Origin of the sequence: Salmonella sp. SG203, from assembly GCF_013350575.1 — a bacterium.
GTDB lineage: Bacteria > Pseudomonadota > Gammaproteobacteria > Enterobacterales > Enterobacteriaceae > Salmonella > Salmonella enterica.
Genome location: NZ_SNMT01000001.1, coordinates 481,848 through 497,245, shown reverse-complemented (window position 1 = coordinate 497,245; position 15,398 = coordinate 481,848). Strand labels below are relative to the sequence as shown.

The window sequence follows — 15,398 nt, the reverse complement described above, 5'->3', positions numbered from 1 at the left end:
TTTGTTCAAAAAAAAGCCCGCTTGACAGGCGGGCCGGGTATCGTTTGGCTGATTACAGCTGTTCATACACCGCCCGCTATCAGGAAGTGCGCCACCAACCGTGTAATGCAAATGTCGCTGCCATTTTAGATACCCTCTTCATGTGAACTTTCGTACTAGTTAACTAGTTCGATGGAATAATGTCAACACCTATTTCAGTATATTTGCCGGAACCGTTATGATGTACATGACATACCTTTATCTCTATGGGAGCCGCCTTGAGCGACACGAATTACGCAGTGATTTACGATCTGCACAGTCATACCACGGCGTCCGATGGACTGTTGACGCCAGAAACATTAGTACACCGTGCGGTAGAGATGCGAGTCGGCACGCTGGCGATTACCGATCATGACACCACAGCCGCGATTCCTGCGGCAAGAGAAGAAATTTCACGTTGCGGGCTGGCCCTGAATCTTATTCCCGGCGTGGAGATTTCAACGGTCTGGGAGAATCATGAGATTCACATTGTGGGTCTGAATATTGATATTGCGCACCCGGCAATGCGCGATTTTCTGGCGCAGCAGACACAGCGGCGTCAGGCGCGCGGTCAGCTCATTGCGGAGCGTCTGGAAAAAGCCCACATTCCCGGCGCGTGGGAAGGGGCATTGAGACTGGCCAATGGCGGCGCAGTGACGCGCGGCCACTTCGCCCGCTTTCTGGTGGAGTGCGGCAAAGCCGCGACCATGGCGGATGTTTTTAAAAAATATCTCGCGCGTGGGAAAACCGGTTACGTTCCGCCGCAGTGGTGTACAATAGAACAAGCTATTGATGTCATTCATCATTCTGGCGGTAAGGCGGTGTTGGCCCACCCGGGACGCTACGACCTTAGCGCTAAGTGGCTGAAAAGATTAGTGGCGCATTTTGCCGACCATCACGGCGACGCGATGGAAGTGGCGCAGTGCCAACAATCACCCAATGAACGCACCCAACTGGCGACGCTTGCGCGTCAGCATCATTTATGGGCATCGCTTGGATCTGATTTCCATCAGCCCTGCCCGTGGATTGAGTTGGGGCGTAAACTCTGGCTGCCCGCTGGCGTTGAAGGCGTATGGCAGGCATGGGAACAGCCGCAAATATCACAGTGAGGGAAGTATGAGCCAGTTTTTTTATATCCATCCGGATAACCCACAGCAACGGCTGATTAATCAGGCCGTCGACATTGTGCGTAAAGGCGGTGTTATTGTTTATCCAACCGATTCCGGCTATGCCCTTGGTTGTAAAATTGAAGACAAAGGCGCAATGGAGCGCATTTGCCGCATCCGTCATCTGCCGGACGGCCACAACTTCACGCTGATGTGCCGCGATTTGTCCGAGTTGTCGACCTACTCCTACGTCGACAACGTGGCATTTCGTCTGATGAAAAACAATACGCCGGGTAATTACACCTTTATCCTGAAGGGGACAAAAGAGGTGCCGCGCCGTCTGTTGCAGGAAAAGCGTAAAACTATCGGCCTGCGCGTACCGTCAAACCCGATTGCGCTGGCGTTATTGGATACGCTGGGCGAACCGATGCTCTCGACGTCGTTGATGCTGCCTGGCAGCGACTTTACCGAGTCGGACCCGGAAGAGATTAAAGATCGGCTGGAGAAGCAGGTGGATCTGATCATCCACGGCGGTTACCTCGGTCAACAGCCTACCACGGTAATCGATTTGACCAATGACTCCCCGGTGGTGCTGCGCGAAGGCGTCGGCGACGTTACACCTTTCTTATAAGGGCGTAAGCCTGTATACTACGCGGCCTTAAAATGGCGCGGCAACGCGCCGTTCATTCTCCTGTTCGACGCCTGTGAAGGCGACACCTGAAGGAAGCTCTATGAGCGAAAAGTTACAAAAAGTGCTGGCGCGCGCTGGCCACGGCTCTCGCCGTGAAATCGAATCCATTATTGAAGCGGGACGTGTCAGCGTTGACGGTAAAATCGCCACGCTTGGCGATCGTGTTGAAGTCACTCCCGGTTTGAAAATCCGTATTGACGGTCACCTGATTTCGGTGAAAGAGTCGGCGGAACAAATTTGCCGCGTTCTGGCCTATTACAAACCAGAAGGTGAACTGTGTACCCGCAATGACCCTGAAGGGCGGCCAACCGTTTTTGATCGCTTACCGAAATTGCGCGGCGCGCGGTGGATTGCGGTAGGACGTCTGGATGTCAACACCTGCGGGCTATTGTTGTTTACCACCGACGGTGAACTGGCGAACCGCCTGATGCACCCTAGTCGTGAAGTTGAACGTGAATATGCCGTGCGCGTGTTCGGTCAGGTGGATGAATCGAAACTGCGTGATTTAAGCCGTGGCGTACAGTTGGAAGATGGTCCGGCGGCATTTAAGACCATTAAATTCAGCGGCGGCGAAGGCATTAACCAGTGGTATAACGTGACGCTGACGGAAGGGCGGAACCGCGAAGTTCGCCGACTGTGGGAAGCGGTAGGCGTTCAGGTCAGCCGTCTGATCCGCGTTCGTTACGGCGATATCCCGCTGCCGAAAGGCCTGCCGCGCGGCGGCTGGACTGAGCTCGACCTCGCGCAAACGAACTATCTGCGTGGTCTGGTAGAGCTTCCGCCGGAAACCTCGTCGAAGGTTGCCGTCGAAAAAGACCGTCGTCGTATGAAAGCGAACCAGATCCGTCGGGCGGTAAAACGCCACAGCCAGATAGCTGGCGGACGCCGCTCCGGTGGGCGTAATAACAACGGGTAATCTCTACCACGGTCTATAGGCCGAGAATCATCAGACAAGAGGGTTTGTGCCGGATGGCGGCGCAAACGCCTTAATCCGGCCTACGGTTAATAATCAATTCCCATCTGGGCTTTTACGCCCGCGTCGAAAGCATGTTTAACCGGACGCAGTTCGCTGACGGTATCCGCAAGATCAAGAATATCCCGGTGACAGCCGCGACCTGTAATAATCACCGTCTGGTGACCAGGGCGCGCGTTTAGCGCGCTTATGACCTCTTCCAGCGGCAAATAGTCATACGCCACCATATAGGTCAGCTCATCCAGTACCACCATATCAAGCAGCGGATCGGCCAGCATCCGTTTCCCATGCTGCCAAACGGCCATACATGCTGCGGTGTCTGCCTCGCGATTTTGCGTCTCCCAGGTAAATCCCGTTGCCATCACCTGAAATTCGACGCCATGCGGTTCCAGCAGATTACGCTCGCCGTTGGGCCAGGTGCCCTTAATAAATTGCACCACGCCTACGTTTTTACCGTGTCCTACGGCGCGGGCGGCAGTCCCGAAAGCCGCCGTGGTTTTGCCCTTACCATTGCCAGTAAACACGATAATAATACCGCGCTCTTCCTGTGCCTGGGCGACACGGGCGTCAACCCGATCTTTTACCTTCTGCTGGCGCTGCTGATAACGTTCATCACTCATTGGGCGATTCCTGGTTTACGGCCCGGTTGGGCGTCAAAGGTCATACCGGTTTTACGGCGACTGTCGTCGCCCATAAGCCACAGGTAAAGCGGCATAATATCGGCAGGCGTTTTTAATTTCTGTGGATCTTCCGTCGGAAAGGCGCTGGCGCGCATACTGGTGCGCGTGCCGCCCGGGTTAATGCAGTTAACACGCAGAGAACGGTTCTGGTATTCGTCCGCCAGCACCTGCATCATTCCTTCAGTAGCAAACTTCGAGGTGGCATAGGCGCCCCAGTTGGCGCGTCCCTGACGGCCAACGCTTGATGACGTAAAGACCAGCGAGCCGGCATCGGACTTCAGCAATAACGGTAACAGCGCCTGGGTGAGCATAAAGGTGGCATTAACGTTTACCTGCATGACATCCTGCCAGATCTGCGGATCTTGTTCGCTCATTGGGCCGATTTCCCCCAGTAACCCGGCATTGTGCAGGACGCCATCCAGGCGGGGATAGTGCGCGGCGATGCGGTCGGCCACTTGCCGGCACTCTTCAGCGGTGCAGGTCAGCAGATCGAGCGTAAACCACTGTGGTTGAACATGTTGCTCGTCAGCAATGTGCTGCGCGACCCGACGCAGTTTCTCTTCGTTGCGTCCCAGCAGAATCACCGTTGCGCCATAACGCGCATACGTGAGCGCGGCTTCCCGCCCAATGCCATCGCTGGCGCCAGTGACCAGAATAATGCGGTTTTGCAATAGATCTTGTTTCGGTTGGTAATGCATGGCTACTCCTCAACGGCGTGGTGCACCGTCCTGCCAGGTTGTCTTATCTTCGCGTTAACTTTTCGGGTTTATGCCTGAAAGCGCCTTTTTTTTCAATCAGACAGGGGCGATAACGCCGTAAAATGAACGTCTTGTCATACTTTTTCTTCCTCAACAGGCATACGGATGAAGAGAGACTGACTTCGATGCCTGTTGTACACTGAGCGCAAGTCGCGTTATTTAATCAAGGTGGGAGTCGTGGAATTGTTGTCTGAATATGGCTTATTTTTGGCAAAAATCGTCACCGTTGTGGTGGCCATTGCCGTCATTGTGCTGCTGATCGTGAATGCTACGCAACGCAAACGTCAGCGCGGCGAGCTGCGCGTGACCAATTTGAGCGAGCAGTATCAGGAGATGAAGGATGACCTTGCTGCGGCGTTGATGGATGGCCATCAGCAAAAACTGTGGCATAAAGCGCAGAAAAAAAAGCATAAGCAGGAGGCGAAAGCCGCCAAAGCGAAAGCGAAGCTGGGGGACATTGCGACATCGGACAAACCGCGCGTATGGGTGATAGATTTCAAAGGCAGTATGGACGCTCACGAAGTTAATGCGTTACGCGAAGAGGTCACGGCGGTGCTGGCAGTGGCGAAACCCGGCGATCGGGCGGTTGTGCGTCTGGAAAGCCCCGGTGGCGTTGTGCATGGCTATGGCCTGGCGGCATCGCAATTGCAGCGCCTGCGCGATAAAAATATTCCGCTGACCGTGACGGTGGATAAAGTCGCGGCAAGCGGAGGTTACATGATGGCCTGCGTGGCGGAAAAAATTATCGCGGCGCCGTTCGCTATTGTGGGGTCAATTGGTGTTGTCGCGCAAATCCCGAACTTTAACCGCTTTCTCAAAAGTAAAGACATTGATATTGAACTGCATACCGCAGGGCAGTACAAACGTACCCTGACATTGTTAGGCGAGAATACGGAAGAAGGGCGGCAGAAGTTTCGTGAAGATCTCAACGAAACGCACCATCTGTTCAAAGAGTTTGTGCAGCGGATGCGTCCGGCTCTGGACATTGAACAGGTCGCCACGGGCGAACACTGGTACGGTCAGCAGGCGCTGGAGAAGGGACTGGTTGATGAGATTAACACCAGCGATGAGGTTATCCTCGGCCTGATGGAAGGGCGCGAGGTGCTGAATGTGCGCTATATGCAGCGTAAAAAACTGATCGATCGTGTTACCGGCAGCGCGGCGGAAAGCGCGGATCGGCTGCTGCTGCGCTGGTGGCAGCGTGGACAAAAGCCGTTGATGTAAACCGCTATTGCCGGATGGCATTCAGCGCCATCCGGCATGGATTAATCCACCAGGTGATACTTCTCAGACAGCACATGCGCCAGGTGTTTAAACATGTTAAACACCGCGGTGCTTTTAGGGGTCGGTAACCCTTGCTCGTCTAAAAAGTAATCGCCGCTGAAAACCAGCACGCCATTTCTCTGCGTTACGCCGGTGGCGACAATACCTGCCATCGTGTCTTCATGTTCCCGAATAATTTTGTTGGCTTCAAGCAACAGTGTTTCGCGATCGATAGGTTGCGTCTCTTTATGCATTTTTTACTCCTTAAACAAGGAGATTAGTCTACGCTGAGCACTTCTGATGGGCAAATATTCTCACAGGAAATTGATGGATTTGTCATGTTGCGTTCACTGGCAAGATTTGTTTTTGCATGCTAATAAAGTTGCGTATCGAATTTTATCAGGTACAGTGTGACGCTTTCGTCAATCTGGCAACAGAATTGCTTGACATTCGACCAAAATTCCGTCGTGCTATAGCGCGTGTGTGCAAAAAAGCCTGTTAACTCAGTCACCTGAGGGTTACATTTCGTACACAAAGCCAGTACAAGGGGTTGATATCCGCAGACGCAGAGACCATATATCGTTGTCTCGTCGCCAGTGGAAGGTGAATCAACGTGCGACGCATTCCTGGAAGAATCAACTTAGGTAAAGGTGAATATGGGTAAAGCTCTTGTCATCGTTGAGTCCCCGGCAAAAGCCAAAACGATCAACAAGTATCTGGGTAATGACTACGTGGTGAAATCCAGCGTGGGTCATATCCGTGATTTGCCGACCAGTGGCTCAGCAGCTAAAAAGAGCGCCGACTCTACCTCCACCAAAACGGCTAAAAAGCCCAAAAAGGATGAACGTGGCGCTCTCGTCAACCGTATGGGGGTTGACCCGTGGCACAACTGGGATGCGCACTATGAAGTGCTGCCCGGTAAAGAGAAGGTCGTCTCTGAACTGAAACAGTTGGCGGAAAAAGCCGACCACATCTATCTCGCAACCGACCTTGACCGCGAAGGGGAAGCCATTGCATGGCACCTGCGGGAAGTGATCGGCGGCGATGACGCGCGCTACAGTCGCGTAGTCTTTAACGAAATAACCAAAAATGCCATTCGCCAGGCGTTTGAACAGCCGGGCGAGCTGAACATTAACAGGGTCAACGCCCAGCAAGCGCGCCGCTTTATGGATCGCGTGGTAGGCTATATGGTCTCGCCGTTGCTGTGGAAAAAGATCGCCCGTGGTTTGTCGGCAGGTCGCGTTCAGTCTGTCGCGGTCCGTCTGGTCGTTGAACGCGAGCGCGAGATTAAAGCGTTTGTTCCGGAAGAGTTCTGGGAAATTGACGCTAATACGACGACGCCGTCTGGCGAGGCGCTACCGCTACAGGTCACGCATCAGAACGACAAGCCATTCCGGCCGGTAAATCGCGAGCAGACGCTTGCCGCCGTCAGCTTGCTGGAAAAAGCGCGCTATAGCGTACTGGAGCGTGAAGACAAACCGACCAGCAGCAAACCTGGCGCGCCGTTTATCACCTCCACGCTACAACAGGCGGCCAGCACCCGGCTGGGCTTTGGCGTGAAGAAAACCATGATGATGGCGCAGCGTCTGTATGAGGCGGGCTACATCACCTATATGCGTACAGACTCCACCAACCTGAGTCAGGATGCGGTCAACATGGTGCGCGGCTATATTGGCGATAATTTCGGCAAGAAATACCTGCCGGATAACCCGAACCAGTACGCCAGCAAAGAAAACTCTCAGGAAGCGCACGAAGCGATCCGTCCTTCCGACGTTGCTGTCATGGCGGAGTCGCTGAAAGACATGGAGGCTGACGCGCAGAAGTTGTATCAGCTAATTTGGCGTCAGTTTGTCGCCTGTCAGATGACGCCAGCACAATATGACTCCACTACGCTTACCGTTGGCGCAGGCGAATTCCGTCTGAAAGCGCGTGGGCGTATTTTGCGCTTTGACGGCTGGACAAAAGTGATGCCGGCGCTGCGTAAAGGCGATGAAGATCGCACATTGCCTGCCGTGAATAAGGGCGATGCGCTGACGCTACTTGAATTGACGCCTGCTCAGCACTTTACTAAACCGCCAGCCCGTTTCAGCGAGGCTTCTCTGGTTAAAGAACTTGAGAAGCGCGGTATTGGTCGTCCGTCTACCTATGCGTCGATTATCTCGACCATTCAGGATCGCGGCTATGTTCGCGTTGAAAACCGTCGCTTCTATGCGGAAAAAATGGGTGAAATCGTCACCGACCGGCTGGAAGAAAACTTCCGCGAATTGATGAACTACGATTTTACCGCGCAGATGGAAGATAGTCTGGATCAGGTTGCGAATCACCAGGCCGAGTGGAAAGCGGTACTGGATAACTTCTTCAGCGATTTTACTCAGCAGCTCGATAAAGCCGAGAAAGATCCGGAAGAAGGGGGGATGCGTCCTAACCAGATGGTGCTGACCAGCATCGACTGTCCAACCTGTGGCCGTAAAATGGGAATTCGTACTGCCAGTACGGGGGTTTTCCTTGGTTGTTCAGGTTATGCGCTTTCGCCGAAAGAGCGTTGTAAAACGACCATTAACCTGGTGCCGGAAAATGAAGTTCTGAACGTGCTGGAAGGCGACGACGCCGAAACCAACGCCCTGCGCGCCAAGCGGCGCTGTCAGAAGTGCGGTACGGCGATGGACAGCTATCTGATCGATCCGAAGCGTAAATTGCATGTGTGTGGTAATAACCCGACCTGTGACGGCTACGAGATTGAAGAAGGCGAGTTTCGCATCAAAGGGTATGACGGCCCGATCGTTGAGTGTGAGAAATGTGGTTCCGAAATGCACGTGAAAATGGGGCGTTTTGGTAAGTACATGGCCTGTACTAACGACGAATGTAAAAATACCCGTAAGATCTTGCGTAACGGCGAAGTTGCGCCGCCGAAGGAAGATCCTGTTCCATTACCGGAACTGCCGTGTGAAAAATCGGACGCGTACTTTGTGCTGCGCGATGGCGCCGCAGGGATATTCCTGGCGGCCAATACGTTCCCGAAATCACGCGAAACGCGCGCGCCATTAGTCGAGGAGCTTTACCGGTTCCGCGATCGCCTGCCGGAAAAACTGCGTTATCTGGCGGATGCGCCGCAGCAGGATCCGGAAGGCAATAAAACCGTTGTTCGCTTTAGCCGCAAAACAAAACAGCAGTACGTTGCGGCGGAAAAAGACGGGAAGGCGACGGGATGGTCAGCGTTCTTCGTCGACGGCAAGTGGGTTGAAGGCAAGAAATAACCCCTGCCTGTCGCCACTGTAGTCAAGCGGGCCGCGTAAGCGGCCCTTTTTTATATCCCCTTCATATTTCAAGTGGCTTATGTGTTGGCTACGGATTACTCGGCCCATCTATGGGCCTCGTCCTGACGGGCCGTCGCACGCGATGTTCAAATCTGCTCCCGGCAGATTTGTCGCTCACCCCAGTCACATCGTTATCTATGCTCCTGGGAACTCACTCCCTTGCCGCCTTTAAGCAGCTCGAATTATTTTGGGTATAGCGGTCTTATTATTTTATCGCGCTGGCTATACAGTTCAGATATAAATGATATAGTGGTTATAGTTAACACCTTTTTTATTATTAAATCGTATTAGCAGCCCAATGATGTCTGCAGATAAACGATGGCCTGATGGCGCTAATCTGGATGATGTATTATGAAATTGCAGCAGCTTCGTTACATTGTTGAAGTGGTTAATCATAACCTTAACGTCTCCTCTACCGCTGAGGGGTTGTATACTTCCCAGCCGGGGATCAGCAAGCAGGTTAGGATGCTGGAAGATGAGCTTGGCATCCAGATTTTCGCCCGCAGCGGTAAGCATCTGACTCAGGTGACGCCCGCAGGCCAGGAGATTATTCGTATTGCGCGTGAGGTGCTTTCCAAAGTCGATGCCATTAAGTCGGTCGCCGGCGAGCATACCTGGCCGGATAAAGGCTCGCTCTATATTGCGACTACCCATACTCAGGCGCGTTACGCATTGCCAGGCGTGATTAAAGGCTTCATCGAGCGTTACCCGCGCGTTTCGCTGCATATGCACCAGGGGTCGCCAACGCAGATTGCGGAAGCGGTATCGAAAGGGAACGCCGATTTCGCGATTGCCACGGAAGCGCTGCATTTATATGACGATCTGGTGATGTTGCCATGCTATCACTGGAACCGTTCGATAGTGGTGACGCCGGATCATCCATTGGCGGCAATGTCTTCCATAACGATTGAAGCGCTGGCGCAGTATCCGCTGGTGACGTATACCTTCGGCTTTACCGGCCGTTCCGAACTGGATACCGCTTTTAATCGCGCAGGATTAACGCCGCGGATCGTCTTTACTGCAACCGATGCGGATGTGATTAAAACGTATGTCAGGTTGGGGCTGGGCGTTGGCGTCATTGCCAGCATGGCGGTCGATCCGCTTGCCGATCCTGATTTAGTGCGGATTGACGCGCACGATATTTTTAGCCACAGCACCACAAAAATTGGTTTTCGTCGTAGTACTTTTTTACGCAGCTATATGTATGATTTTATCCAGCGTTTTGCGCCGCATCTGACGCGTGATGTGGTGGATACGGCGGTGGCGTTGCGTTCTAATGAAGAAATTGAAGCGATGTTTCAGGATATAAAGCTGCCTGAAAAGTAATATCACCGTCGGTTTGCGCCGTAGTGGCATGGCAGACAAAGCCGCCTTTTGCAATATCCCTCGAAGTATTACGGGTAATGATCAGCAAAATAGTGTTGAATTACCCGTCCCGCCAGTTTCTTTTTCCAAATAGTTATCTTGAGTCAAAAGATTGATTTATTCACTGGCAACGATTCGTAAATTGACTGGATTTTTGACTAAAGTTTATTTAGGATTTGTCTCATCTGATGATTAATTGTACCGATTGTTTGGTGCTGAAATGATAAGTGATACCGATAGCATGAGGTTAGTAATGCCTTCTGAAAACCAGGAACCGCGCCGCGACCCTGAGCTCAAACGTAAAGCATGGCTGGCGGTTTTTGTGGGTTCTGCGTTGTTCTGGGTAGTGGTAGCGCTTGTTATCTGGCATTGGTGGGGCTAAGTGAGCATTACGTCGGAACGCGAGCGCGTGGTCGCGCCCCCGATTCAATCTGGTGACGATGATAACACCCCGGATACGACCGTTTTTCGGTCTGTTCCGCAACACTGGACGCTCACACCGCAGCAGCGGGCATTTATTGATGCTTTTGCTGACGAGGTGTCACAAAAATAATATTCGTCTTTTTATTGGCGTTACTGTTTTATTAACGCTGTCTTATTACACCGCAGCAACCGTGTGCTGAGCGCTTCTCAGTATTGATTAAACACAGTTGGTGTCGCCTATGTTAACGTCAAATATAAAGTATTGGTCATGGACTGGCGCGTTTATATTATCGCTACTGTTCTGGGCCGAGTTAATCTGGATTGCCGTCTAATCTCGTCAAAGCCCGATAATGCGTTATTTATCGGGCTTTTTCATCTTCGCTTCTCGCCTGTTAGGTTTCTCCTCTTTTAGCAATTTGGGTTGTTATCAAAACGTTACATTTTGTTTGTGTTATCTTTAATACAACCCTGTGGAGAATCAGGGTAACGCAACCCTGTAATTAAAGGAGGAGCTATGTCGTCAACCCTACGAGAAGCCAGTAAGGATACATTGCAGGCCAAAGATAAAACGTATCATTACTACAGTCTGCCGCTGGCTGCCAAATCCCTGGGCGATATCGCCCGTTTGCCCAAATCACTTAAAGTGTTACTGGAAAATCTGTTGCGCTGGCAGGACGGCGAGTCTGTGACTGATGAAGATATTCAGGCGCTGGCCGGTTGGCTTAAAAATGCCCATGCCGATCGTGAAATTGCCTGGCGGCCCGCCCGTGTCCTGATGCAGGACTTTACCGGTGTGCCTGCCGTTGTCGACCTGGCGGCGATGCGTGAAGCCGTTAAACGCCTCGGCGGCGATACGACGAAAGTGAACCCGTTATCGCCGGTTGATCTGGTTATTGACCATTCTGTGACGGTCGATCATTTCGGCGATGACGATGCGTTTGAAGAAAACGTGCGGCTGGAAATGGAACGTAACCATGAGCGTTATATGTTCCTGAAATGGGGAAAGCAGGCATTCAGCCGTTTCAGCGTGGTGCCGCCCGGAACCGGCATTTGCCATCAGGTTAACCTGGAATACCTGGGTAAAGCCGTCTGGAGCGAATTACAGGACGGGGAGTGGATTGCTTACCCGGACTCGCTGGTGGGGACTGACTCCCATACGACCATGATTAATGGTCTGGGCGTATTGGGGTGGGGCGTGGGTGGTATTGAAGCGGAAGCGGCGATGCTTGGTCAGCCCGTGTCGATGCTTATCCCGGATGTCGTCGGCTTTAAGTTAACCGGTAAACTTCGGGAGGGGATCACTGCCACTGACCTGGTGCTCACCGTCACGCAAATGCTGCGTAAGCATGGCGTCGTGGGTAAATTTGTTGAATTTTATGGTGACGGTCTGGATTCGCTGCCGTTGGCGGATCGCGCGACTATCGCTAATATGTCGCCGGAATATGGCGCCACCTGTGGTTTCTTCCCCATTGACGCCATCACCCTGGAATATATGCGATTAAGCGGACGTAGCGACGATCTGGTCGAGCTGGTTGAAACCTACGCGAAGGCGCAGGGAATGTGGCGTAATCCCGGTGACGAACCGGTATTTACCAGTACGCTGGAACTGGATATGGGCGATGTCGAGGCCAGCCTGGCCGGGCCGAAACGCCCGCAGGATCGCGTGGCGTTAGGCGATGTGCCGAAAGCCTTTGCCGCCAGCGCCGAGCTGGAGCTGAATACCGCGCAAAGAGATCGCCAGCCGGTTGACTATACGATGAACGGACAGCCATATCAGCTTCCGGATGGCGCTGTCGTCATTGCCGCCATCACCTCCTGTACGAATACCTCGAATCCCAGCGTGCTGATGGCGGCGGGATTACTGGCGAAAAAGGCAGTAACGCTGGGGTTGAAGCGTCAACCGTGGGTCAAGGCTTCTCTGGCGCCGGGGTCAAAAGTGGTATCTGACTATCTGGCGCAGGCCAAACTTACGCCTTATCTGGATGAGCTCGGTTTTAACCTGGTCGGCTATGGCTGTACGACCTGTATCGGGAACTCCGGTCCGTTGCCAGAGCCTATTGAGACCGCGATTAAAAAAGGCGATCTGACGGTAGGGGCCGTGCTTTCCGGTAACCGAAATTTTGAAGGGCGTATCCATCCGCTGGTGAAAACGAACTGGCTGGCGTCGCCGCCGCTGGTGGTCGCGTATGCGCTGGCCGGAAACATGAATATCAACCTCGCGACAGACCCGCTGGGGTACGATCGTAAAGGCGATCCGGTATACCTGAAGGATATCTGGCCTTCGGCGCAGGAAATTGCCCGCGCCGTTGAACTGGTATCATCGGATATGTTCCGTAAAGAGTATGCGGAAGTGTTTGAGGGCACGGAAGAATGGAAATCGATTCAGGTTGAATCGTCCGATACCTACGGCTGGCAGTTGGATTCAACCTATATCCGCCTGTCGCCTTTCTTTGATGAAATGCAGGCCCAGCCTGCACCCGTCAAAGATATCCACGGCGCGCGTATCCTGGCGATGCTGGGCGATTCGGTGACGACCGACCATATTTCCCCGGCCGGCAGTATCAAGCCGGACAGTCCCGCCGGACGCTATCTGCAAAACCACGGCGTTGAGCGGAAGGATTTTAACTCCTATGGATCACGGCGCGGCAACCATGAAGTGATGATGCGCGGTACGTTCGCCAATATTCGTATTCGCAACGAAATGCTGCCCGGCGTCGAAGGTGGCATGACGCGGCATTTGCCGGGTACGGAAGCGATGTCGATTTATGATGCCGCGATGCTCTACCAGCAGGAAAAAACGCCGCTGGCGGTAATTGCCGGGAAAGAGTATGGGTCGGGATCGAGCCGTGACTGGGCGGCAAAAGGTCCGCGGCTGTTAGGTATTCGCGTGGTGATCGCCGAGTCGTTCGAACGTATCCACCGCTCAAACCTGATTGGGATGGGGATCCTGCCGCTGGAGTTTCCACAGGGCGTAACGCGTAAAACGCTGGGACTGACCGGGGAAGAGGTGATTGATGTCGCGGATCTGCAAAATCTGCGCCCTGGCGCGACCATTCCGGTGACGTTAACGAGATCGGACGGCAGCAAAGAAACGGTGCCTTGTCGCTGTCGCATTGATACCGCCACCGAGCTGACTTACTACCAGAATGACGGCATATTGCACTATGTCATTAGAAATATGCTGAACTAAAGCCGTTTATCGGGCCTGCCGTAAACAGGTAGGCCCGCGCTTTAATACCAGTGGCTTACTTGCTTAGCAGGTGGCCCATTTTGGCCGCTTTAGTATCGAGATAATGCTCATTATTTGGATTACGACCCACAATGAGCGGAACGCGTTCGACGATATTAATTCCCGCCTCGGTCAGTATTTCGACTTTCTTCGGATTATTGGTCAGCAGGCGAACTTCATCTACGCCCAGTAATTTGAACATATCCGCGCACAGGGTGAAATCACGCTCATCGGCGGCAAAGCCGAGCTGATGATTGGCCTCCACCGTGTCATAGCCTTGATCCTGTAACGCATAAGCGCGAATTTTATTAAGCAGGCCGATATTGCGGCCTTCCTGACGGTGGTAAATCAGAATACCGCGTCCTTCTTCCGCAATATGCGTCAGCGCGGCTTCCAGTTGAAAACCACAATCACAGCGCAGACTAAAAAGCGCGTCCCCGGTAAGACATTCGGAATGAACACGAGCCAGTACTGGCGTTTTACCTGAAATATCGCCAAAAACCAGCGCGGCATGGTCGTGTCCGGTTGCCAGTTCTTCAAATCCCACCATCAGAAAGTCACCCAATGGGGTTGGCAGTTTGGCTTCTGCCACACGTTTAAGCTGCATGTATTTCTCCAGATTATGCTGACGCCTGCGGTGTCGTCGCCTGTTGGCTTGTATCTCGCTATTTTGCCATAAGGCGGCGGACATCACCTAATCACTACCACGTAATTGCTCAGGAATGGCACAAATTTGTCAATTTTCCAGTCCGGCGAGAATTTTCAGTTATGATTGTGATACTTACTTATAAAAGGAGCATCCATGCTTTCAATTGCGAGGCGCACCGCGGCAGGCGCCGCCCTGTTGCTTATCATGCCGCTTGCCGTATGGGTATCAGGCTGGCAGTGGCAGCCAGGACATCAGGTCTGGTGGCTAAAAACGCTATTCTGGATAACGGAAACCGTGACCAAACCCTGGGGCGTTATCACGCATGTGATTCTTTGTGGATGGTTCTTATGGTGCCTGCGATTTCGCCTGCGCGCCGCCATTATGCTGTTTGCGATTCTCGGCGGGGCGATTATCGTCGGGCAGGGCGTGAAGTCATGGGTAAAGGAGCGCGTACAGGAGCCGCGGCCATTTGTGGTCTGGCTTGAAAAAACGCACCATATTCCCGTCGATGAGTTCTACACTTTAAAGCGTACAGAACGCGGACATTTAGTGAAAGAGCAGTTGGCCGGGCAACAGAACATCCCCGTTTTCCTGCGTCAGCACTGGCAAAAAGAGACGGGCTTTGCGTTTCCCTCCGGACACACCATGTTTGCAGCGAGCTGGGCGCTTTTGGCCGTGGGTCTGTTATGGCCGCGCAGACGGACTTTCACCATCGCGTTTTTGTTAGTCTGGGCGACCGGCGTAATGGGCAGCCGTTTGCTTCTGGGAATGCACTGGCCGCGAGATTTAGTGGTCGCCACGCTCATCTCCTGGCTATTAGTTACCCTGGCGACCTGGCTGGCGCAGCGAATTTGCGGGCCGCTTATGCCGCCTCGCGAAGAAGCGCAAGAAATTGCTGAACGCGAGCAGGAAAGCTGACAACGGTTGAT

Annotated in this window: 16 protein-coding genes and 1 other annotated feature; of the genes, 11 read left to right on the top strand and 5 right to left on the bottom strand. The window is 53.1% G+C overall.

Going from position 1 to position 15,398, the window contains the following annotated elements:
• Nucleotides 1-7 precede the first annotated feature (7 nt).
• Nucleotides 8-103: a sequence feature (Trp leader region), on the bottom strand.
• Nucleotides 80-124, bottom strand: a complete 45-nt coding sequence (gene trpL / locus HV477_RS02490; protein WP_010989026.1) for a trp operon leader peptide — start codon at nt 122-124, stop codon at nt 80-82. Its footprint overlaps the feature before it by 24 nt.
• A 121-nt stretch (nt 125-245) precedes the next feature.
• Here trpL and rnm point away from each other — a divergent pair, with 121 nt between their 5' ends.
• The 3 genes from rnm (at nt 246) to rluB (ending at nt 2,731) form a co-directional block, all read left to right on the top strand.
• Nucleotides 246-1,127, top strand: coding sequence for an RNase AM (rnm, locus tag HV477_RS02485; RefSeq protein ID WP_052932110.1), 882 nt, complete (start codon nt 246-248; stop codon nt 1,125-1,127).
• A 7-nt stretch (nt 1,128-1,134) separates the two neighbouring features.
• Nucleotides 1,135-1,755 carry an L-threonylcarbamoyladenylate synthase gene (locus tag HV477_RS02480; RefSeq protein WP_000077250.1) on the top strand — a complete coding sequence of 207 codons (621 nt, stop codon included), beginning with the start codon at nt 1,135-1,137 and terminating at the stop codon, nt 1,753-1,755.
• A gap of 100 nt (nt 1,756-1,855) precedes the next feature.
• On the top strand, nt 1,856-2,731 hold the full coding sequence (gene rluB, locus HV477_RS02475) for a 23S rRNA pseudouridine(2605) synthase RluB (RefSeq protein WP_001291233.1): 876 nt from the start codon (nt 1,856-1,858) through the stop codon (nt 2,729-2,731).
• 86 nt (nt 2,732-2,817) lie between these two features.
• Here the strand turns inward: rluB and cobO are convergent, their stop codons facing one another.
• Complete coding sequence (gene cobO / locus HV477_RS02470) at nt 2,818-3,408, bottom strand: cob(I)yrinic acid a,c-diamide adenosyltransferase (protein ID WP_001278856.1); 591 nt, start codon at nt 3,406-3,408, stop codon at nt 2,818-2,820.
• Nucleotides 3,405-4,166 carry a YciK family oxidoreductase gene (locus HV477_RS02465; protein ID WP_000559310.1) on the bottom strand — a complete coding sequence of 254 codons (762 nt, stop codon included), beginning with the start codon at nt 4,164-4,166 and terminating at the stop codon, nt 3,405-3,407. Before HV477_RS02465 ends, cobO begins: the two co-directional genes overlap by 4 nt.
• A gap of 237 nt (nt 4,167-4,403) precedes the next feature.
• Between HV477_RS02465 and sohB the strand changes: the two genes are divergently transcribed.
• Nucleotides 4,404-5,450 (top strand): protease SohB, encoded by a 1,047-nt coding sequence (sohB, locus tag HV477_RS02460; RefSeq protein ID WP_000422082.1) that lies wholly within the window; start codon nt 4,404-4,406, stop codon nt 5,448-5,450.
• A gap of 41 nt (nt 5,451-5,491) precedes the next feature.
• On the opposite strand, the gene HV477_RS02455 is transcribed toward sohB, so the two are convergent.
• Nucleotides 5,492-5,743 carry a YciN family protein gene (locus HV477_RS02455; protein WP_000548616.1) on the bottom strand — a complete coding sequence of 84 codons (252 nt, stop codon included), beginning with the start codon at nt 5,741-5,743 and terminating at the stop codon, nt 5,492-5,494.
• A gap of 402 nt (nt 5,744-6,145) precedes the next feature.
• Here HV477_RS02455 and topA point away from each other — a divergent pair, with 402 nt between their 5' ends.
• The 6 genes from topA (at nt 6,146) to acnA (ending at nt 13,781) form a co-directional block, all read left to right on the top strand.
• Nucleotides 6,146-8,743, top strand: a complete 2,598-nt coding sequence (topA, locus tag HV477_RS02450; RefSeq protein ID WP_052932109.1) for a type I DNA topoisomerase — start codon at nt 6,146-6,148, stop codon at nt 8,741-8,743.
• A 411-nt stretch (nt 8,744-9,154) separates the two neighbouring features.
• Nucleotides 9,155-10,129 carry an HTH-type transcriptional regulator CysB gene (cysB, locus tag HV477_RS02445; RefSeq protein WP_023227062.1) on the top strand — a complete coding sequence of 325 codons (975 nt, stop codon included), beginning with the start codon at nt 9,155-9,157 and terminating at the stop codon, nt 10,127-10,129.
• Nucleotides 10,130-10,409: 280 nt separating this feature from the next.
• On the top strand, nt 10,410-10,550 hold the full coding sequence (locus HV477_RS02440; RefSeq protein ID WP_213083417.1) for a YmiA family putative membrane protein: 141 nt from the start codon (nt 10,410-10,412) through the stop codon (nt 10,548-10,550).
• Nucleotides 10,551-10,721 carry a hypothetical protein gene (locus tag HV477_RS02435; RefSeq protein ID WP_000029027.1) on the top strand — a complete coding sequence of 57 codons (171 nt, stop codon included), beginning with the start codon at nt 10,551-10,553 and terminating at the stop codon, nt 10,719-10,721.
• Between the two features lie 109 nt (nt 10,722-10,830).
• Entirely contained in the window at nt 10,831-10,923 is a 93-nt protein-coding gene (ymiC, locus tag HV477_RS28345; RefSeq protein ID WP_223148964.1) for a small membrane protein YmiC, read from the top strand.
• 182 nt (nt 10,924-11,105) lie between these two features.
• Nucleotides 11,106-13,781, top strand: a complete 2,676-nt coding sequence (gene acnA / locus HV477_RS02430; protein WP_079898776.1) for an aconitate hydratase AcnA — start codon at nt 11,106-11,108, stop codon at nt 13,779-13,781.
• A gap of 55 nt (nt 13,782-13,836) precedes the next feature.
• Here acnA and ribA read toward each other — a convergent pair whose 3' ends face one another.
• Entirely contained in the window at nt 13,837-14,427 is a 591-nt protein-coding gene (gene ribA, locus HV477_RS02425) for a GTP cyclohydrolase II (RefSeq protein ID WP_001176284.1), read from the bottom strand.
• A gap of 195 nt (nt 14,428-14,622) precedes the next feature.
• Between ribA and pgpB the strand changes: the two genes are divergently transcribed.
• Nucleotides 14,623-15,387 (top strand): phosphatidylglycerophosphatase B, encoded by a 765-nt coding sequence (gene pgpB / locus HV477_RS02420; protein ID WP_000948651.1) that lies wholly within the window; start codon nt 14,623-14,625, stop codon nt 15,385-15,387.
• The last annotated feature ends 11 nt before the right edge of the window (nt 15,388-15,398 follow it).